The 19,182-nt window shown below is 67.2% G+C and carries 11 protein-coding genes; 2 read left to right on the top strand and 9 right to left on the bottom strand.

Translation table 11 applies throughout. The features are described from left to right. Window positions 1-306: 306 nt before the first annotated feature. Complete coding sequence (gene pglX, locus CTZ28_RS03675) at window positions 307-3,915, bottom strand: BREX-2 system adenine-specific DNA-methyltransferase PglX (protein ID WP_121887746.1); 3,609 nt, start codon at window positions 3,913-3,915, stop codon at window positions 307-309. Continuing rightward, entirely contained in the window at window positions 3,912-8,603 is a 4,692-nt protein-coding gene (gene pglW / locus CTZ28_RS03670; protein ID WP_121887745.1) for a BREX system serine/threonine kinase PglW, read from the bottom strand. The genes pglX and pglW overlap by 4 nt, the downstream gene beginning before the upstream one ends. Before the next feature lie 539 nt (window positions 8,604-9,142). Here pglW and CTZ28_RS48000 point away from each other — a divergent pair. Continuing rightward, window positions 9,143-10,945, top strand: a complete 1,803-nt coding sequence (locus tag CTZ28_RS48000; RefSeq protein ID WP_259471465.1) for an HNH endonuclease — start codon at window positions 9,143-9,145, stop codon at window positions 10,943-10,945. A 43-nt stretch (window positions 10,946-10,988) separates the two neighbouring features. Here the strand turns inward: CTZ28_RS48000 and CTZ28_RS03655 are convergent, their stop codons facing one another. Together CTZ28_RS03655 and CTZ28_RS03650 are read right to left on the bottom strand one after the other, a co-directional pair. Further along, a complete protein-coding gene (locus CTZ28_RS03655) occupies window positions 10,989-12,911 on the bottom strand; it encodes a DUF2075 domain-containing protein (protein ID WP_121887744.1) in 1,923 nt (640 codons plus the stop codon). 274 nt (window positions 12,912-13,185) lie between these two features. Next, on the bottom strand, window positions 13,186-14,583 hold the full coding sequence (locus CTZ28_RS03650; RefSeq protein WP_259471464.1) for a DUF3320 domain-containing protein: 1,398 nt from the start codon (window positions 14,581-14,583) through the stop codon (window positions 13,186-13,188). Here CTZ28_RS03650 and CTZ28_RS47995 point away from each other — a divergent pair. After that, window positions 14,582-14,893 (top strand): hypothetical protein, encoded by a 312-nt coding sequence (locus CTZ28_RS47995; RefSeq protein WP_259471463.1) that lies wholly within the window; start codon window positions 14,582-14,584, stop codon window positions 14,891-14,893. The two genes, CTZ28_RS03650 and CTZ28_RS47995, sit on opposite strands and share 2 nt — an antisense overlap. A 626-nt stretch (window positions 14,894-15,519) precedes the next feature. Here the strand turns inward: CTZ28_RS47995 and CTZ28_RS03645 are convergent. The 5 genes from CTZ28_RS03645 to CTZ28_RS03625 all read right to left on the bottom strand — a co-directional run bounded on the left by CTZ28_RS03645 (window position 15,520) and on the right by CTZ28_RS03625 (window position 19,076). Continuing rightward, window positions 15,520-15,741: a helix-turn-helix domain-containing protein gene (locus CTZ28_RS03645; protein WP_259471462.1), complete on the bottom strand. Its 222-nt coding sequence runs from the start codon at window positions 15,739-15,741 to the stop codon at window positions 15,520-15,522. Then, the gene (locus CTZ28_RS03640) at window positions 15,723-16,475 is read right to left on the bottom strand and encodes a Rossmann-fold NAD(P)-binding domain-containing protein (protein WP_220795308.1); all 753 of its coding nucleotides are present in this window, start codon (window positions 16,473-16,475) and stop codon (window positions 15,723-15,725) included. The genes CTZ28_RS03645 and CTZ28_RS03640 overlap by 19 nt, the downstream gene beginning before the upstream one ends. A gap of 17 nt (window positions 16,476-16,492) precedes the next feature. After that, window positions 16,493-16,783 carry a hypothetical protein gene (locus CTZ28_RS03635; protein ID WP_121887743.1) on the bottom strand — a complete coding sequence of 97 codons (291 nt, stop codon included), beginning with the start codon at window positions 16,781-16,783 and terminating at the stop codon, window positions 16,493-16,495. A gap of 33 nt (window positions 16,784-16,816) precedes the next feature. Continuing rightward, window positions 16,817-17,476, bottom strand: coding sequence for a hypothetical protein (locus tag CTZ28_RS03630; protein WP_147481110.1), 660 nt, complete (start codon window positions 17,474-17,476; stop codon window positions 16,817-16,819). A 583-nt stretch (window positions 17,477-18,059) separates the two neighbouring features. Beyond that, window positions 18,060-19,076 (bottom strand): aldo/keto reductase, encoded by a 1,017-nt coding sequence (locus tag CTZ28_RS03625; protein WP_121887741.1) that lies wholly within the window; start codon window positions 19,074-19,076, stop codon window positions 18,060-18,062. Between the last annotated feature and the right edge of the window lie 106 nt (window positions 19,077-19,182).

Raw genomic sequence — 19,182 nt, 5'->3', positions numbered from 1 at the left:
CCCGCCTCGCCCGCCGACTGGTTCTCCCACCGTCTGAACAACTGGGGCCACCCGTACCCGACCCCGGTCACGGCCCCCACCCACTCCCTCGACCCCCGACTCCACATCCGAGTCCGGCCGAGGCCTGCTCCTCGTCGCCGCCCTCGCGGATGCCTGGGGCGTCACCCCTCGCCCGGCCGCCCCGGCAAAACGGTATGGGCGGAGCTGCGCATACCGTCCGGAGGCCGCTCGCACACCCACCCGGCGGCTCCTCGTCCGGCAGACTCGGCATCGGCGTACCCGGGCACAACACCGAGTCGTTTTCGGCTACTTCTTCACAGCAGCGCGACGGCCTCGGGTCGCAGCCGGGGGCCGCCAGTTACGGAGATCGTCGTCGGTGAGTCCGTGCTCACCCTGCTTCTGCTGGCCGTAACCGGCGAAGAAGTCTGCCGGGGAGCCGCTGTAGAGCATGTCGAACTCGTTGTGCCACTGGTACAGCCACGGCTGGAGCTCCAGCAGGCCGGCGAGGAAGGGCGTGATCTCTTCAGTGGACAGCGCGGTGTTGGTGAAGTACGTAGCGAGGGCCTGCGCCTGCTCCCGGTGATCCCAGCCGGCCCAGCCGTACAGTTCGGGGGTGGCGGTGTTGGCCTGCCCGTAGGAGACGAACCGCTCCTTGGGCACGTCGAGCTTGCCGCGAGCCTTCCAGTAGGAGGGGCGGAGGAAGTCAGCCGAGGTGTACTTCGGCGGTACGGGGATGGAGTCCCGGATCTTTCGCTTGGCGGGCTCGTCAGGCGCAGCGTCCTCTTGGCGCTGAAGGTCCCACACCTCTTCCCAGTCGGCGCGCTTCTTCATTCCAGAGGGCTTGTACCGCAGGGCGGAGAGGAACGGCACGTGCTCGTCGCTGATCAGCTCGGCGACGACCTTCACGAGTTCCTTGCGGGGTGCGTAGAGCTTGGCGACGGAGACGAAGTCCTCGTCACGCGAGAGCGCGTCGGTGAGCCGGGCCAGGGTGAGAATGGTGGGCTGCCCGCTCTCGTCAAACCAGTGGTCGCGGTTCTCCATACGGTCGAGCAGCCACGAGCGGAGTGCCTTCTCCTGGAGGGCGTCCCAGCCCTCGGTGGCCCAACGGCGCTTGTACTCGGGACGCTCGACCATGCCGATGGCGCGGTTCGACTCAATGGCGTCGATCCGCTTCTGGACGATCTCCCGGTAGGGGGCGGGCCAGCGGGCAGGGATCTCCGTGATGGGCGCGGAGTTATGCCGCTTGAACCACTCGTCACTGGCCTCACCTGCGGCCACGCGGCGCGCAAGAACGATCTCGAAGGCACGCTCCCCAACGACGAGTTCAGGAATGTTGGGGTCGTCGGGGTCCTCTGAGGCACGAAGGTCTTCGCCATGGAGGTTGTACAGGGAGTAGACCTGCCAGTCCAGCTCTTCCTGGAGGGCGATCATGCGGGCGCGGGTGGACTCCCAGGTCTTGCGGGCTTCACGAAGAGTGGCGGCGTTGGGAATGGCGGCTTCGACCACAGCAGAGGCGCGGCTGGCGGAGAACTGTCGGGCGAGGATGTCGAGGGCGGTAGCAAGGGCGGTGGGGTTGGAGGCCGGGACGGGGAACTCTTCAAGGTTGGTGCCGGTGAACTCGTAGCGTTCTTCCCACGCTTCGCTCTGAATGCCGCGCCCGAGACCACTACCGCCTTTGCCCTGGCTGACCTGCTTCAACCAGAAGCCCGCAGTGGAGCTGTTGAGCAGCCCAAGCAGCCGCAGGTGCTCCTCCTCGCTCGCCCCCTCCCGCAACTTGATCACCGGCGCGGAACGGTTAAACACCTTCCCACCCCGGTCCAGCACGAAGTGGTTATACGTGGCCACGAACGCGAATGAGATGGACAACGCGGTCCTGTATGCAGAGGAAGTGAACTGCATGTAGTCCCACCACTGGAGCCCAGCATCCGCCATGTCACCTTGGAAAGTTCGCCGCACTTCAAGCAGACGACGCAACGGCCACAGGTCAGCCGTCAGATCACCAGGCTGCAATTCCTTAGCGTAGGGAAACCAAATACCTTCTTCAGGTGAAGCATCCCAGTCGCGAACAATTTCGCCAATCATGAGCGGTCGAATGCCACGCCGATCAGCCACCGTCCGATAAGTGTCACGGAGTGGGCGAATGTACGCTTCGTCGGCGCCAGCCCGGATCGCCCGTCCAATCGGTGGCTCGACGACCTCCTTCATGATCTGCTCGCTGGCTTTGCCGAGTTGCTCGACCATTTCAAGTCCGCCATCGGCCAAAACCCATGGCTGCTTGCCGAAGTATCGCCCACGCTCCAGGTCATCTACCGAGACCCACTGGCCCACCGAGCCTGGCTTGTCGATCTGTTCGACGATCGCCCGCCAGACCAACCCTTCCTCAGCGTTATCCGGCGCGGACGGCTCACTCTGCACACTTCGAACAGTCCGAATGGTGGGAGATCGCCCAGCTCCGCCTCGCTGCTTACCAACCAGGATGACCGTAGGCGTCCCGTGACCCGGAATGTAGGCACCTGACGTATCGACGACCTCGGTCAACTCCACTGCGTGCCCGAAGTAGCCCTCAATGAGCTTCGCCCCAAACTCACGCTTCATAAAGGAGTTAGCGGTGATCTGCCCAACCATGCCGTACCCTCGCCCCTCAGTATCTCCGCGCTTGGCCAATTCGAAGAACCGCTGGGCGAACGGAACCGAGAGCGCGTATGTGCCTGCACACGCCGGATAAAGATCACGATACAGCTCGTTTAGCTTCTTATCTTTGACCGTGATGTACGGCGGATTCCCCACGACCACGTGGTACCGCCCCGGCCTCAGGATTTCCTGGTACTCGTGCACATCCTCCGTGGCGTACTTGAACTCGGCCAGCTCGTCCACAAGGTCCTCGTCCACCTCACCGAACAGGTTGCCCTGCTGGGACTGGCGGGACTTGATCAGCGAGTCTCCTACCGCCAACTGTACCGGCCAGTCGTATTTCGCCGCCTCAGCCAGCGTCCGCACGCCACCCACAGCCATCGCCGCAACGAGGAGCCGAACCCGCGCAATAGCCACGGCGAACGGGTTGACGTCCACGCCGTGCACCGACTTCAGCGCGGCCGATACCCGTTCGTGCACGTCCTTCCCCGGCTGCCCCTCCGCCCACAGCCGCACCAACCGCCGAAACGCCCCCAACACAAAGTGCCCCGACCCACACGTAGGGTCGATCATCTTCAGTTCCTCGTACCCGAACTCCCGCACCGCAGGATTCATCGTCCGGTCGAGGATGAACTCCTCCACGAACTCCGGCGTCTGGAGCAGCGCATACGTCTTCCGGGCGGCCTCGCTCAAGTCCTGGTAGAGGTCACCCAGGAACCGCGTGTCCCACCCCTCCGTACCGTCCTCGTTCAGCGGATCGATGAAGTCATGGACGAGGGCACCCGCCTCGTCCCGCCCCCGCCAGAACTCGACCAGCTCCCGCGCACCGTCATGCGACAGTGGAACCTGATACAGCGGATTGTGCCGCTTGTCGAAAAGCAGCCGACCCGCCTGCCCCTGCCCCAACTCCTCGAACGCCTTCTCCAGCCACCCCCGGTACGTCGGATCCTCATCCGACTCCACATACGCGTCGTACCGGGACTCCGCCAGCTCACGCCGATCCCCGTCCGGCCCCGTCAAGTACGGCTCGGGAATCAGCCGGTTGTCCTCACAGAACCGTACGAACACAGTCCCCAGCACCCACGCCACCGCGACCTGCGTGACCCGCTCATCGAGCCATGAGTTCCACGTCGCCGCCGTACGCCCGAGCTTGCGTGCCTGGTCGTACTCGGCCCTCAGGCGCGCGCCGACATCGCCCAGCGCCTTCACCTGTCGCCCAAGGTCGGTCTCGACCGCCTTGACCTGCTGCTTCAGGTCGTTCAACAGAGCCTTGCGGTCGATCACTTCACGTCTCCCTCGACAGCGGCACCTGCCGCAACCTCGCCGGACCCGCGATGGGCGTTGCCCACCCACGTGTCCGGAAGCTGAATCCACTCCCCCAGGCCGGCCTGGTACGGCACGGCCACCTGCCCGAGCCGGGGCTCCCGCGAGGGGTCGCTCTGCGGGACCAGGAGCCACAGGCCGCGCCCGCCCCGCCGGGCAACCGACGCCAGCCGGTCCAGGACGCCCATCGCGTCGTACCGCGCGAACACCCCGGCCTCCGTCAGCAGTACAGGACCCGAGGCCGCGCCGCCACCCTCACCCAGCAGCTTCGCGATCCGGGGCTCCACCACACCCCACGCCGTCCGCACGTACTCCGCGAACCGCACCGCGCCCTTCGAGCCAGGCTCGGCGGCGTCCGCCTTGAGCAGGGTCTCCCACGTGGGCTTGGTGCCCGGCGTGACCTGCGCGTGCAGCGCCTCCAGGAACAGCTCCGTCACCGACACCGCAGCTGTGCCCAACCGCCCGGCACCCAGCTCCCGCACCGCGTCCCGCACCAGCTGCTGCCGTACGGTCAGCACCCGGTATCCGTCCCGACGGGCCGACGCGAGCAGCCGTTCCTCCGCTCGTACCGCGCCCGCGAGCTGCGGGTCGTCGGCGTACCGCGTCACCGCACCCGTACGCGTCGACTGCCGCCACGCCCCCGTCGTCAGATAGCTCGACGCGTCGTCCACCCGCGTCGGCAGGTAGCGCAGCACGCCCTCACGCTCGTGCATGCTGAGCGACAGCTCAAAACCGGCGTCGCGCAACGCCTTGGTGAGCGGGCCCCCCGTCGGCAGTTCGTGGTGCGTGCCGCCACGCCCGTCAGGAACGACCATTTCCGGGAAGCGAGCACGGACCCGCTCGTGCACCGCCGCGCCGGTCAGGCCCGGTTGCTGGCCCTCCGGCATACCCGGAATCCAGCGGACGAGCCCGGCCTGCGTAAGGCGCAACGCCCTCACCAGCGACAGGTCACGCGGGTAGATCTCCAAGCGCGGAGTGGCGGCGGCATTCACCGACGCCGCAGCCGCCAGCTCCACCATGCGCCGCTCATCCCAGTCCACCGCGCCCGGTGGCACCGTCAGCGCGCCCAGCTCGGCAAGGACGGTCGCCGCCGTCGGTAGGGTGTCCAGCTTGGCGAGCCGGTCAGCCGTCTTACCGAGACGGGTCGCGTACTCCAGGAGGCCGGGCGCGGTCGGGGTGTCCGGGCCGTCGTTCTCCCGTACATCGAGGGCCAGCAGGCCGGCGCCCAGGGACTCGTCCGTCGCCTTGCGGTTCGGCTGGTGCTGAAACTCGGCTTCCTGAGGCAGCAGTTGCTCCACCTCGGCCACGGCCCGTACGGCCGCCAGCGCCATCGCGCGCCGCTGCTCGCGCCCCGCGAGATGGGTGCCGCGTCGGACCGCCAGGGCATCCGCGATCTCCACCGCCGAGGCGACCCGCCCCATGCCCACCAGCAGGTCGATGATCTCCTCGCGCAGCGCTTGGACGGCGGGCTCCGCCTTCCAGCGCTTGCGCTCCTCCTTGAGCATCTGCGGGATACGGCCATGGCTCAGCCCAAGGCCGTCCGCGACATCCTTCTGCTTCGGCCAGACGCCGATGTCCGGCAGGACCCCGTGCTCGTCGGGCAGGCGCAGCAACAGCCGTACCATCTCCGCCTTGTTGCGGTTGGAGCCGTTGTTGTTGACGGCAGGCACGAAGACGGTGGCGAGGGTGTCGAGGCTGACCGAACGCAACGTGCGGGGGGACAGCGCGCCTGCCGACTCGCCGGTCGCAAGCTGGCCGACGACGGCCGACTCGGCGGCCGTGAGCTGCTCCAGCTCCTCTTTGGCCTCCGCCCGGCCCTTCGGCGTCAGGGGCGAGACGGGGATCTCACGCAGCCGCTCGCCCCACTCGCGCTGCCGCTGCTGGACCTCGTTGCGGGTCTTGGCGCCAAGGCCGGGGGCGTTGACGAGCTTGCGGCGGCTGTAGTCGAGCAGTTCACCGACCGTCGTGATGCCCAGGCCGTACAGGAAGGACTGCGCAGCGGGCGTGAGGCCGGAGACGGTCAGCGGGGTGTCCCGCGTGACCTCGGCGGCGAGACGGTCGCGCTGCTGCTCAGCCGTCTCCGGCTCGGCGTCCGCGATCGCCGCCGCGGCAACGCCCTCGGCGGGTGCCCCCTCCCCTGTGGTCGCCGGGTGGCGGGAACGGTGGCTGGACGGGACCGTCTGCGAGGCGTCGAGGAAGATCTTGCGCCAGGCGTCCCGCATCGGCTTCAGCTCGGGGAACCGCTTGCTGGCATCGCGGTGCAGTGCCTTCTGAAAGAAGGCGACGAGGCCGTCCCGTACGGCCGGGTCGAAGGCCTCGGCCGCGATGGTCGGGTACGGCCACTCCTTCGCGTCGGTCATACGGGGCAGGACGCTGCCGTCGCCCCACTTGGGCAGCTCGCCAGAGGCCATCTGGTGCAGGGTGACGGCGACGGCGTACCGCTCGGCGTGCGAGTCGTACGAGCCGCGGGTGATGACGTCGACGAAGGGGTCCAGGTAGCCGTCGGTGCCAGCGTTGGTGCTCTTCGCCGGGTAGCCGGCGAGAGAGAAGTCGATGAGGACGAGTTCGCGGGTGCGGTTGGGGCGGATACGGATGGCGATGTTGTCGGGCTTGATGTCGCGGTGCCAGACGCCCTCGCCCTCCAGGAAGTCGACCGCTCCGAAGAGGTAGTCGCCGTACGCCTCCAGCTGGTCTACCTGGAGGCGGCCGTTCTCGCGGAGCTGGCGGGCGACGGTCTCCTCACGGCGGCGCGGACGCCCGCCGCCCTCGGTGCCCTGTCCGTTGTCGTCACGCTCATCGCCGACATACTCCAGAGCCAGGACAGTACGGCCGCCCAGGTGCAGCGGCTCGGGTTCGACGAGGCGGATGATGCCGGAGTGGGGGCGCAGTCGTCCCATGGCCTCGGCCTCGCGGGCAAGGATCCCGCTGCGGCTGTTGGAGAGGGCGACCTTCAGCACGGCCAGGGAGCGGGTCCTGCGGGCTTCGGCCTGAAGGTCGCGGACGAGGAAGGCTCGGCTAGTGGAGCCGGTGCCGAGGCGGCGACGGATCTCCCACCGGCCGGCGAGCACGTCACCGGCGACGGCCTCCAGCGGATCCTTGGCGACGGCAGTCTGGTCGTCCTCGTCGCCCGGCCCCTCCGTACCGGTGGCCGCCTGGGCCGGGGCAGTGAGGGAGTCCTCTACGACCTCCAGCAGCTCCAGGAACTCGTCCACACTGGAGAGGCGCTGGCCCGGCCGGTAGGCGGTGGCGGCCTGCACCAGCTCGTCCACGTCCTCCGACAGCCCGTCCACCAGGGAGCTGGGGCGCAAACCCTCGCCCGCCTCCAGACGGGCCAGCAGCTCGGCCTGGCTGGCGGCCGGGGCCTTGCCGGTGACCAGCAGGTAGGTGAGGACGCCGAGCCCGTACACGTCGAGGTGGACCGGGTCGGGATTGAGGGCGGTGAGTTCGGGGGCGAGGTAGGCGTCGGCGTCGTCAGCCAAGTGCATCGCGGACAGGGCGGTCGGCGCGAAGCGAGTCACGCTCTGCCCCTGGGAGGAGTCGCCGCTGCGCTGGGTGGCGATCTGCCAGTCGGAGATCTGGAGGTGCGGGGTGAGCCAGGCGGCATCCTCCCCCACCGCCCGGCCCTTCCTACCGCGCGGCCGAGGGACAACGAGCACGGAGCGCGCGGCGAGCGCCCGGTGGTGGATGCGGCTGGAGTGCGCGGAGCGCATGGTCTCGGCGAGCTGGCGGACCAGCGCCATCCGGCCGAGGATGTCCAGCTTCTCGCCGTACTGGACCAGGTACTCGTCCAGCTTCAGGGTGTCCGGATGGTAGTCGAAGATCAGCGCGGGGCCGGCGGCGTGCCCGGAGGGGAAGTACTGCTTGAGCTCGACCGCGCCCGGATGCTTGAACCGGCCCAGCACCGCCGCCTCGCGCCGGGCCGCGTTCTCGACGGACTGGCGCAGCGAGGCGTCGGAGCCGCGTTCGCTCAGATAGATGCGGACGCGGGCGGCCTCGGGTAGATCGCTGTGACGGGCGAGGTAGTCCGCCCACGTGGGCCCCGAGTCGAAGGACTTCCGCTCCAGCTCGTACGGGCCGACCTTGTACTGCGCGTCGCTCTTGCGGATGCCGATGCCCTTGAGGGCCGCCTCGATCTCACGCGAGCCGATCGCGGTGATCCGGCGCCGCTCGTCGCGCGGGGGTGCCTTGAGCATCTCGACCAGCTGGTGCACGGTGTAGACACCGTTCTGGTCGTGGGCGGGCAGGCGTACACGAAGGCTGTTGTCGGTGAAGCAGACGGCCTCGGCGACCCAGACCCGCTTGTTGCCGGGCAGCGCGAGCAGGCCGGCCAGTTCCTTGGCCTTGCGGTTGACCAGGTGCAGCGGATTGCCGTGCGTACGGCGGCGGCCACCAGGCGTGGTCTGCACCCAGGTGCCGTTCTCGGAGGTGACCGAGCCGTGCCAGTCTTTCAACTCGATCATGCAGACGCCGCCGGGGGCGACAACCAGCAGGTCCACCTCGCGGACGTGGCCGGTGTTCGCGGTGAAGGTGAAGTTCGACCAGGCACGCCAGGGGTCGGAGTCCGGCAGCTTCTCCCGGATCGCCTCCAGGCCGCGGCGTTCGTGATCGAACTCGGACTCGGTGACCGTGACCCACCGGCCTTCCCGCATGCCTTTCCCCGCTCCTTGTATCCCTCAGGGGTCGCCGTTCCCCATGGTCAGACCCAGGGTGCAGATCCTAGTCGCTGCCTGCTACATGAGAAGGGGTGACGAAGAAAGGAACTATAGGACATACCAGCCCGCACAATCAGAATCAGGTACTCGCGAGCGGGCGGACCCGCCTCAGCACCGGATCCCGCCGGGGACAGTCCCTGTGAGCGCACCTTGTCGTAGCGCGTCCGCATCACGCTTATGACTTCCGGTCCAAGACGAGTTGCCCGGTCTTCTACCCCTCCACATATTCGAGCCTCGTAACGGCATGACCTGGATCTCCATGTTCCGCAGGTCCCAAGCAGGCGCTGCACCGCCGGGCCCGCGCTGCCGGCCGACGGGGCGCCCGCTCGGCGAACCGGGCGGTCGGCCTCCGCGCCGTCCCCTTCTCGACCGAGGCAACGCTGGTGCGGGCACAGCCGAACGGTTCGGCGAGCTACTCCCGTTGGGCCGGGATGAGGAAATCGAGCATTGTCATACTGTCGTACTAGCCTTTCGGTATGGGACTTGGGGACATCACACGCGCAGGAGTTCTGGCCGCGGTCGAGGAGTGTCAGCACCTGGGGCGTGAAGCATTTCGCCGCCGGTACGGCTTCGGCAGGGCAACTGCGTACGAGCTTGTTCTGAACGAGAACCGCTATGACTCGAAGGCCATCGCAGGCGTAGCACACCTGTACTCAGTCGGCAGCCCGCTGTCGGCCGCTGACTTCAGCGGCGGTGCGCACACGGTGGTACGTCGTCTGCGTGCGCTTGGCTTCACGGTGACGGACGGGTCCGCCACCACGGACGGGTCGCAGCAGATGGCGCCGCAGGTAGTCCTTCAGCCTCGCGGCGGGCCTCGAGATCGCGGCCCGCGGAACTTCGCTGGATCGATACGACAGGGCGTCCGCATCGCGGACATCAAGCACGTGCTCGGCGAGCACGCGGACGCACTCACCGCCTTGTACCCGGATGGGACAGCTCGCCTGTGGGGAGCCACTCCCACAACGCAGGCCAACAACGAGAAAGTCAGAACTCTGCGAAATCGCCGCATTGGCGACGAGGTTCTTTTCTACGCGGACGGTCACTTCATCGCTCGTGCCCGCATTCTTCACCTGTTCGAGAGTTCGGCGGTGGCGCAGGCGGTCTGGGGAGCCGATGCGGATGGCGCTACGTGGGAACACATCATGGCGCTGGGTGAAGTCGAAGAGTTTCCCGATCCCGTGCTTGCAGCTCCCATATTGAGGCGCTTGAACGTTCCGGCGCCGCTACGGAGCCTTACCCTGCGGCCTGCCGAGGATTACCAGCACGCTGCCCAACTCCTGCCCAGGAAGGTGCACCCGCTTTCGCCGCAGACTCCCGCATCTCTTCCGGTTGTGTCTCGACAGTTGAGCCCAGCGGATTTGCTGGATCGAATCGGCGCTCTCAATACGCATCGCCGTGCCGGAAGTGACGCCCCCAGTCGCCACCAGCCACTGGCCTTGCTGTGGGCAGTGTCCCGCATCGCTACGGGCAAGCCACGCCTGGCACCGTGGTCCTGTTTCCGTACTGAAGTCGGCGCGCTCCTGGCCGAGTTCGGGCTACCCGGCTCCAAAGTCACCCCCGAGTACCCCTTCTGGCACTTGCAGGGCAGTGGTCTGTGGGAAGTACACGGGATACCCAAGGATGCCGGCCCCATGCCGCGGACAGGAGTCCTCAACACGGCCCAACCCGTCGCAGGTCTCACGCATGCAAGCACTGAGTTGCTGCAGAATCCGCTCACCCGCCTACAGGCCGTGGTCACCCTGTGCAGCACGTACCTTGACGATGTCGACCAGCGCGAGTTGCTCAATCGAGTGGGCCTGGCCGGCTACACGACGGCCGACGGCCTGCCCGACGAAGACCCGGACGGTCCCGGCGAGGAAGGTATCGGACCAGAACGGACGACAGGTCCGACCCCACGACGGGAATCCAGCTCCTCACGGCTGATGCGCAATGCCGCCATCGCAAATCAGGTCAAAGACCTGTACAGCAACGCTTGTCAGGTGTGCAAGACATGTCTGCAGTACAAGCGCAGGCCCTACAGCGAGGCTGCGCACATACGTGGCCTCGGATCACCGCACGACGGACCGGACGAACTGCCGAACCTGCTCTGTTTGTGCCCCAACCATCATGTTCTTTTCGACGGTCTCGAGATCTTCATTGACGTTGACGGCTACGTGAAGAAGACGCATGGAGGCGATTCCTTAGGACGCCTCCACCGGCACATGAGCCATCAAATCGATGATGAGCACCTCCGGTACCACCGGACTCTGTGTGAACTCAACAGGCTGACGGGCAAGTAGCGGCACCCGAACGATCTTCGTCGTCCTGCGCTGTTGGCATGGCTCAGGGGGTATGCGCCGCGGAGCGTCGGCCTGTCGGCCAAGCCGACGCAGACTCCCGTGCCAGTCCGCCCGCCAGTTCCCGCAGCTTCTCCCGTGTCTCCGGGTCCGTCGAGTACACGATCGTGCCCACCATGCCTCGGGTCAGCAGCACCTTGTAGGTATTACGGATCAGACGGTCCACGTCGGTGTCCGGGGTCGACTTCTTGAAGACCGGGTCCTTGGACGCCGTACGGTCCGTGATCCAGCGGTCGCCGCGCCAGACCAGGTCGGGGCCGATGATCACGCCGGACCAGTCGTACTCGAAGCCCTGGGCGGTGTAGACGCAGCCGACCTGTCCGAAGCCCGCCGGGTCGGTGGCCCACAAGGCGGCCGGGGGAGCACCGGAGACGGAGCGGTCACCGCGCAGGTTCCAGGGGCGGGCCCAGTCGCCGATGACGACGTCGGGCGGGAGCGGGTCGCCCGGCTTCGGTTCCGGGGACCAGCGCCAGCAGTAGCCCGCGGACATACGGGCGCCGTAGTCATGGGTCCGGCGTGCCTGGAGGAAGGCTTCCATCTCTTGCGGGCTGTCGGCGACCAGCAACTGCATGCGGTCGTCGGGTTCCCACACGACCGGCCCGCCCGGCTCCAGGCCGAGGAGCCGGACCACCCAGCGCAGGTAGGCGTCACTACCACCACAGCGGAACTGGCTGTCCAGTGGGACGACACTGCAGGGGATGCCCCGCTTCGCCGCTGCCGCCTTGATCTCGGCCACGGTGCCCATCTCGCCGGGGCGGACGACCTGGTGCTCGTCGAGGAAGAAGACGGGCACGTAGGCGACATCGATGAGCTCATCGATCTGGGCCCTGCCGGTACGATGCGCGGCGCGCGTGTAGCGGTTGGCCGAGGTCTCCCGGATACGGTGTGCCTCGTCGCAGATCAGGGCACCGAGGCTGTTCTTCTCGGCCGTCATGAAGCTGTTGAAATACTTGAAAAGGTCCTGGACTTCCCGCTTACGGGCGCCTGCGACCTTCCTCATCGTCTTCGTGAACGACTGTGAGCCGGTGGCGTGCAGTGCCGGAACCCCGCGCCGGTAGAGCTCGCCGAGCAGTTGGAGAGCGATCACGCTCTTGCCGGTACCGGGGCCGCCCGTGACGATGACGACCTCTTTGCGGTCGGCGTGCTTCGCCTTCTCCACCGCGTTGAGCACCATGCGGTATGCCACCTGCTGCTCGTCGAGGAGGACGAATTGTGTGCGCTCGCGCACCTCCTCAGCGGCCACGGACATGAGCTGCTTCGACGGCACCGTGGCGCCTGCGTGGAGTTCGTCCGCCGCCCGGGCCCCTGGGTGCTTGTCGCTCAGCCTCGAACGAAGATGGTCGAGGAAGGCGCCACGGCGTTCCTCGGTGAAGAGCAGTCCGTGGTCGTCACGCTCGATCTCGCGCAGCCCGGTCACGCCGAACTCGGTGGCGTTGTGCAGATACGCCACTCCAGCCACCCGGTGTCCGTGTTCGGCCACTGCCCCGTTGAAATTGACGAGGTATTCGCAGTAGCGGCGTACCTGCTCGATGGGGTTGAGGACGGGCTGTGCGTAGGCGTCGACATGGCACAGGGTGGGGTCATCCTCATGGGGCAGCGCCTGACTCCACTGCTTCAGCTCCACCACGACGTAGGACGGCTCTCCCGTGACCGGGTGCACTCCGGAGAGGACGACGTCGGCACGCTTGCTGTTCAGCGGTAGCGCGTACTCCAGCATCACCTCGACGTCGCCCAGGCCGGCGTCGTTGAGTGCGGCGGCCAGGACGGGGATGCTGCGCTCCCAGGAACGCACCTCCGAGGTGCTCGGGCGATAGCCATGCATATGGACGAACCGGTCGGTGAGGTGCAGGAACAGCGAACCGTCGAGTGCCATGACGGCGACCGTTTTCGCGGACGCGCGGAACAGCAAGGACTTCCCCCAGGCAGCACGAAAAGACTCGTGCGGGTGGGGGCATGTCCTTCGAGACTCCACCGGGGTGGAGCGGAAGCCCGTCGGGCCGCGTTGACGATGCGTCTGAGGGTACCTGGCGGTACTGACAGCCGTACCGGCGAATGGGCCGATGCCGGGGCACCGCCCAACCTGGACAAGCCCACTACAACGGATCAAGGACCCTCGGCAGGTACCAGGCCACCCTCCGACTCGACCAAGTACCCGGCGGCGATCAACGCGTCGATGTCACCAGTCAGCGCGTCCCGGATATCGGCGCCGAGCCGCGCCCAGCCGAAGAAGCGGGCGGCCTCCCGCAGTAGATCCTCGCGATGCACGCCCGGCCCTTCGTCGACCACGTTTCCGAGCACGAGCTGCCGCTCCGCCACGGGAACCTCCACCACTCGTCGGGCGCACCGCTCCGTCGGCGTGCGCGACGGCGAAGAGCTCGGTCGACACGGTCGCGAACCACCTGGCCGGCTCGTCCGAGGCCCCACGCGAGACGGACCCGGGTGTAGATCACCTCCTTCTCGACAGGTCCTTCCACCTCGACCACACACAGCGCCACGTCTGCCACGACGTCGAGGGCATCGGGATCCTGCAACTCCACGCTCCACATGCCTCGCTGGCTGCTCGACCTGTCACGTATCTCTGCCAACAGGTCAGGGTCGACCTCCTGGTAGGGACGGCTCCAGGACGCAGGGCCGGCGTCGACCACCACGAACTGCACTCGCGGGACTGCCGGACCACCTGCCACTTCCACGGGCTCCCCGCCGCTCGCGCTCAGGGGGCCGTCCACGACCTCTGCCGTACTGCCGCCATTGCCGACCGCCCCCGCGGGCGGCGCCACTCGTACGGCATGCGGATCCTCAGCACAGGCCGCCTCCACCGCAGCTCGCAGCCGTGCCATCGCATCCCGCCGGTTCCGATACCAGTCCGTTCCCCAGATTCGGTGCAGTCTCCAGCCCAGGTCGCGCAGGACCGCTTCCCTGAGCCGGTCGCGGTCCCGAGCCGCCCGCGACGAGTGATACATGGCGCCGTCGCACTCGATGCCCAGCGCGTACGTGCCGGGCGCGCCTGGGTGCCGTACCGCCATGTCGATGCGGAAACCGGCGACCCCCACCTGCGGCTGGACCTCATGTCCCCAGCCGCGCAGGACGTCGATGACCTCCTCTTCGAAGGGGCTCTCCGGAGCCGCGTCCGGATCGGCGACCGCTGTCTGGAGGATCGCAGGGCCGTGCTGGGCGTACTGCAGATACCGCTTAAGGTGCTGCACGCTCTTGTTGGCACTGTCCGGCAGATCCCCTCCGTAGAAGGAGGCGATGACTTCCATGCGGCGCCGGGCGCGGGTCACGGCCACGTTGAGGCGTCGCCATCCGCCCTCCCTGTTGATGGGGCCAGATGTCGACAGCAGTTTGCCCCGGTGGTCGGGGCCGTAGCCGATGGAGAGGATGATGACGTCGCGCTCGTCGCCCTGGACGGTTTCGAGGTTCTTGACGAAGAAACTGTCGAGGCGGCCCTCCGTGAAGTGGTGGTCGAGGTCCGGGCGGGCCGCCCTGGCCTTCTGTACCGCCTCCTCGATTGCCTCCGCCTGCGCCTTCGACAGCGCGACCACGCCGAGGGTGTGCTCGGGGCGGGTGTCGAAGTGGCGCATGACGCGCTGGGGCCACTTTCGTGGCCTCGAGAGGGTTGTCGATGTTCCCGCCACGGTCGTAGACACCGTCCGCCTTGATGAACTCCACGCCGATGTCCGGTCCCTGTTCCAGCGCGCCCGGGAACGTGACCATGGAGTTGTCGTAGAAGTCGTGGTTGCTGAAAGCGATCAGGTTCTCGTGCCGGCTGCGGTAGTGCCAGCGCAGAGGCAGCCCGCGCAGGACTCCGCTGGCTTTGCACATGTCGAGGATCGACTCGAAGCCGTCGGTGGCGTCCTCGTCCCAATCGTCTCCGTCGTCGCTGCCGCCTGAGGCGCTGAAGAAGGAGGTCAGCAGCAGCTGCTTTTGGTCGCCCGTCCGTTGCGTCCCGCGTGAAAGTCGTCCTTGGTGATGCGGTAGAAGTCAGCCGCCGTCGTCAGCAGGCACAGCCGGATCGCGTCGACGATCGCGGTCTTTCAGCTGTCGTTCTCCACAAGCACGCTGATGCCCGGGCCGAAGTCGATCCGCAGCGCCTCATCGTCGCCTCCCTGCCGCTGCGGCGCCGGGCCAAAGATCCGAAAGGTCTCGGCCCGCACATGTGCCAGGTACACCGAAGCCCCCGGACAAGCCCGCGCCCCTGTACAGCACAGGCGACAACAGCCGCCTCAAGTGCCCCACCCATTGCGGCTCGTGGCGTAAGCATACGAGGGTCACGTACATCCCAAAGAGGGAAACGCGCGCGCTGACGCACCGTTCCTACGAGATCTCTCGCGGTCGCGGGAGGGCGCCTCCGAGGGCCAAGAGCGTCGAAGCCCCTGCTCACCGGCGAGTTGGCCCCCGGGTAATTCACTGCGCCCACGGCTTCGGTACGAAGAGCGATGCGCCGAGCCTTAGCAGCCCGTCTCCGTCAAGCGGTTACTCGTCGAGCAGCCACGCGTCGGGCCCCGTACACAAATCAGTCACGCATCCGATACGAGGTCATCGAGCATCTCCACTGACAGCCCTTCAAACAACGTCGCCGGAAGGACGTTGAGCCCTGACGAAATACACAGAAGAGTCAAAACACTCGGATTGCGCTGACCGTGCTCGATATAGATGAGTCCACGAAAACTTATCCCGCTTCGCTCAGCGAGCTCCTCCAGACTGAATCCCTGCTCCTCCCTCAGACGCCGGATTTGCATACCGATGGACAGAAGTCGCGGATCCGACGGCGGTTGACGCGAGCGGGCACATGAGCAAGTCGAGAGGCCACGGTGAGGATGTCGCGGTTCTCCAGGACGTGGCGGGAGTGTCCCTGGCGGGCGAGGTTCAGTGCTGCCTGGCCGAGCTGGGCGGTGTCGGTCACAAGGACGGGCCCCAGCCGTAGGAGGCGCAGGAGCGGAAGGAACGGGGTGACTGCGACGCTGGCCCATCGGTAGGCGGCGGTCTTGGTGCGGGCGTTGTGAGCAGGCAGGACGAAGCCGGGGCGGAGGGCGTATCCGTTGGGGAAGGCGGAGATGATCGCGTTCTCGGTGCGGCCTTTGACACGGGCCCAGCGGACACGGCCGCGTTCGGTGCTGTCGGTGCCGCCGCCGGAGACGTAGACGAAGGTCAGGCGCGGGTTGACTTCGTGGAGTGTGTGCGCGGCAGCGGTGGTGTATCCGTAGGTGATGCGTTCGTAGTCGTCGTGGTCCATGCCGGTGGAGCTGACGCCGAGGCCCCAGAAGCAGGCATCGGCGCCAGCAAAGTCATTTCTGGCCGAGGCAAAGCTCAGGAAGTCGGCGTGCATGACCTGGCGCAACTTCGGGTGTGTGAGGTCCAGTCGCGTCCGTCCGACGGTGACGACCTCGGCTACGTCGTCGCCGCGCAGGCACTCCTGAAGGAAGCCGTCGCCGATGAGACCGCTGGCGCCGAAGATGATTACTTTCACGGTCATGTCCCTATGTCGTGTTCCTATGTCGAATCCGTCGACGTTGCAATGCGGCGTCGCGGAGCTGTCACGCTGGCCTTGTTCGCGGCGAGCACGCTGAAGCCAGCCGGGAGTTCGGCTGCCCTGATCGTGTAGACGGCGATGCGTTCGGCGATCGCGAGACCGGAGAGGACGCCAGATGAAAGGGGCGCCAGGAGGACTGCGGAGACGGCGAGGAGGATGCCGTGCGTGATGAAGGCGGTGTTCATGATGGTGTGGAGCGGCGAACAGACGGTGAGGGCTCTTCCCCGGTGAATGCCTCTCTCGGCCGGCATGGTGTTCCTTGACTGTCGACGTGGCGAATCCGGCTACGACCGCGAATTGCGTGTGGGGCTCGCCTGCAGGTCCATGTAGGTGACCGTGAGGCCAATGACCAACAGGGCCCACAGGGGTGCGCCGACCGCGGTGTGGACGGCGTCGAGGAGGCCGTCGTTGAGCCCTTGGGCGCTGCTGCCGAATCCCGGATGGCCGAGGAGGGCGAGGCTCAGACCACCGAAGAGGAGGCTCAGTGCGCCCTCGAAGGCGACCGCGACAACAGCAAGGACACTCCAGCGTGCGAGTACGCGTCCGGCCTGAGTGTGGGTGAGGCGGAATGAGCGCCGGAGGGGGTTGGTGCCGTGTTCGAACAGGACGGGGAAGCTGAACATGGAGAGCGCGTACAGCAGGTAGAGGCCGGGGACGACGTACGCGGACAGCCCGGCGACAAGCAGCAGTGTGGCGCCGAGGGTCCACGGTCCCAGGGAGGGAAGGTGGCGTAGACCGTAGCGGTAGGAGTCTTTGACGGTCACGGGCCGGCCGGTCACCGCAGGGCCGACGAGCGCCCAGATGCCGCCCGCCCAACCGATGGCGGCGACCGCGCTCGTGATGACGAGGAGTGCGAGGGTCAGGCTGATGCCCACCACAACCGAGGCGGAGTCTGCGGTCGAAAGTGCTTCGGGCAGTGCCAAGGCAACGGGATAGCCAGACATCTCAGCGAGTGTCTGGGTGAGTTCCACGGCTGCCAGCGGAAGAGCCACCGCGACACCTGTGACCAAGACTGCTGGTTTCCAGCTGTGCCCGGCCACGTCGAGAACGGTGGCGCACCAGGAGCGCAGAGCAGGTGTCGGTGGCGTGAGGCCGGTGCGGCGAGCCAGATCAGAGGCACTGAATTCGCCGGCCCTCACGACGCGACCGCCGCGGTGGATGGTTCGCCAGTCTTGCGAAGGCAGGTCAGGCCGGCGGCCGCCGCGGGATCACGGCGTTCGTATAGGAGCGCGCAGACGGCCCCGGCCAGGTCTCGCGAGCTGGCGGAGGCAGTGCCCACTGGGTAGTTGCTCGGCTTCTGCGAGGGTCTGCGGCAGCGGCTCTGCCCGGGGGTGTCGTGTGCCGTGCGGATGGTCATGCCAGATCTGCCCTTGTCGAGAGGCTTGAGTAGTCGACGATCGCGCGGGTGCGTGCTCGATTCCGCCGGGGAGGGCGTCGCGGCACCGGTTCTCGGGAAAGCGCGGGGACCGAGGCTCCTGGCCGCCAGGACAGTCCGGGCCCGGCGAAGCCGGCCGACCGTGGTCATGGTCAGCGGCGGCGCAGACGGGTTTCCGTGATCTGCGGCGGGACGACCGGGAAGCGATCGGCGGGGGCGATGTCGGTGCCGGGGGCGACGAGTTGGTCGATGCGGTCGAGGACGCTGTCGTCGAGGGTGAGGTCGGCGGACCTGAGGTTCTGCTGCAGGTGGTGCTCGGTGCGGGGACCGACCAGCACCGTGGTGACCGCGGGGTGCGACTTCACGAACGCCAGCGACAGCTCGGCCAGGCTGATTCCGAGCTCGTCGGCGATCTCTTGGAGCGAGTCGACGACGTCGAGCTTGCGCTGGCTCTCCGGCGTCGACAGGTCGAAGCCTCCGCCGAGCTTGGACCGGTGGGTGTCGGCATGGCCGCGCTTGACGGCGCCGGCGAGCCATCCGTTGGCCAGCGGGCTCCAGATGAGGATGCCTATCCGGTACTTCTGCGCGACGGGGAAGATGTCGGCCTCGACGCAGCGGTCGAATACCGAGTAGGCGACCTGCTCGGTAGTGAACCGAGTCAGGGACAGGTCACGGGCGATCCACTGCGCCTCGACGACGGCGTGGGCCGGGTAGGTGGAGCTGCCGAAGCTGCGGATCTTGCCTTCCCGCTGGAGGTCGGTGAGCGCGGCGAGGGTCTCGTCGTGGTCGGTGGCCCAGTCGGGGCGGTGTACCTGGTAGAGGTCGATGTAGTCGGTTCCCAGGCGGCGGAGGCTGTTCTCGACCGCCTTGTACAGCCAGCGTCGTGATGCGCCGCCGGTGAGCGGGTCATCGCCGACGGAGTTGCGGCCCTTGGTGGCCAGCACGATGTCGTCACGGCGTGCGCCGAGGGCCTTGCCGAGCAGTTGCTCGGATTCTCCGAAGCTGTAGATGTCGGCGGTGTCGAACAGGGTGATGCCGGCGTCGAGGGCCTGGCCGACGAGCCGGTCAGCGTCGGCCTGGTCGGTGCCGCCCCAGGTGCCGAGGTTCATGGCCCCGAAGCCGAAGACACTGACAGGCAGGCCAGTGCCGCCGAGAATGCGCGTTTCCATGGTTCTTCCTTCTCTCGGGAGAGTCCCGACCGTGTGGGTTGTGTACGGAGTTCTTGCAGGCAGCCGGAGTGAAGATGCGCGAGCCGGGCGTCGAGGGCGGCCGTGT

The organism is Streptomyces shenzhenensis (assembly GCF_003688995.1).
In the GTDB taxonomy this organism is placed as follows: Bacteria; Actinomycetota; Actinomycetes; order Streptomycetales; family Streptomycetaceae; genus Streptomyces; species Streptomyces shenzhenensis_A.
The sequence above is the reverse complement of the archived record's forward strand: the minus strand, read 5'-3'. Positions and strand labels throughout refer to the sequence as shown.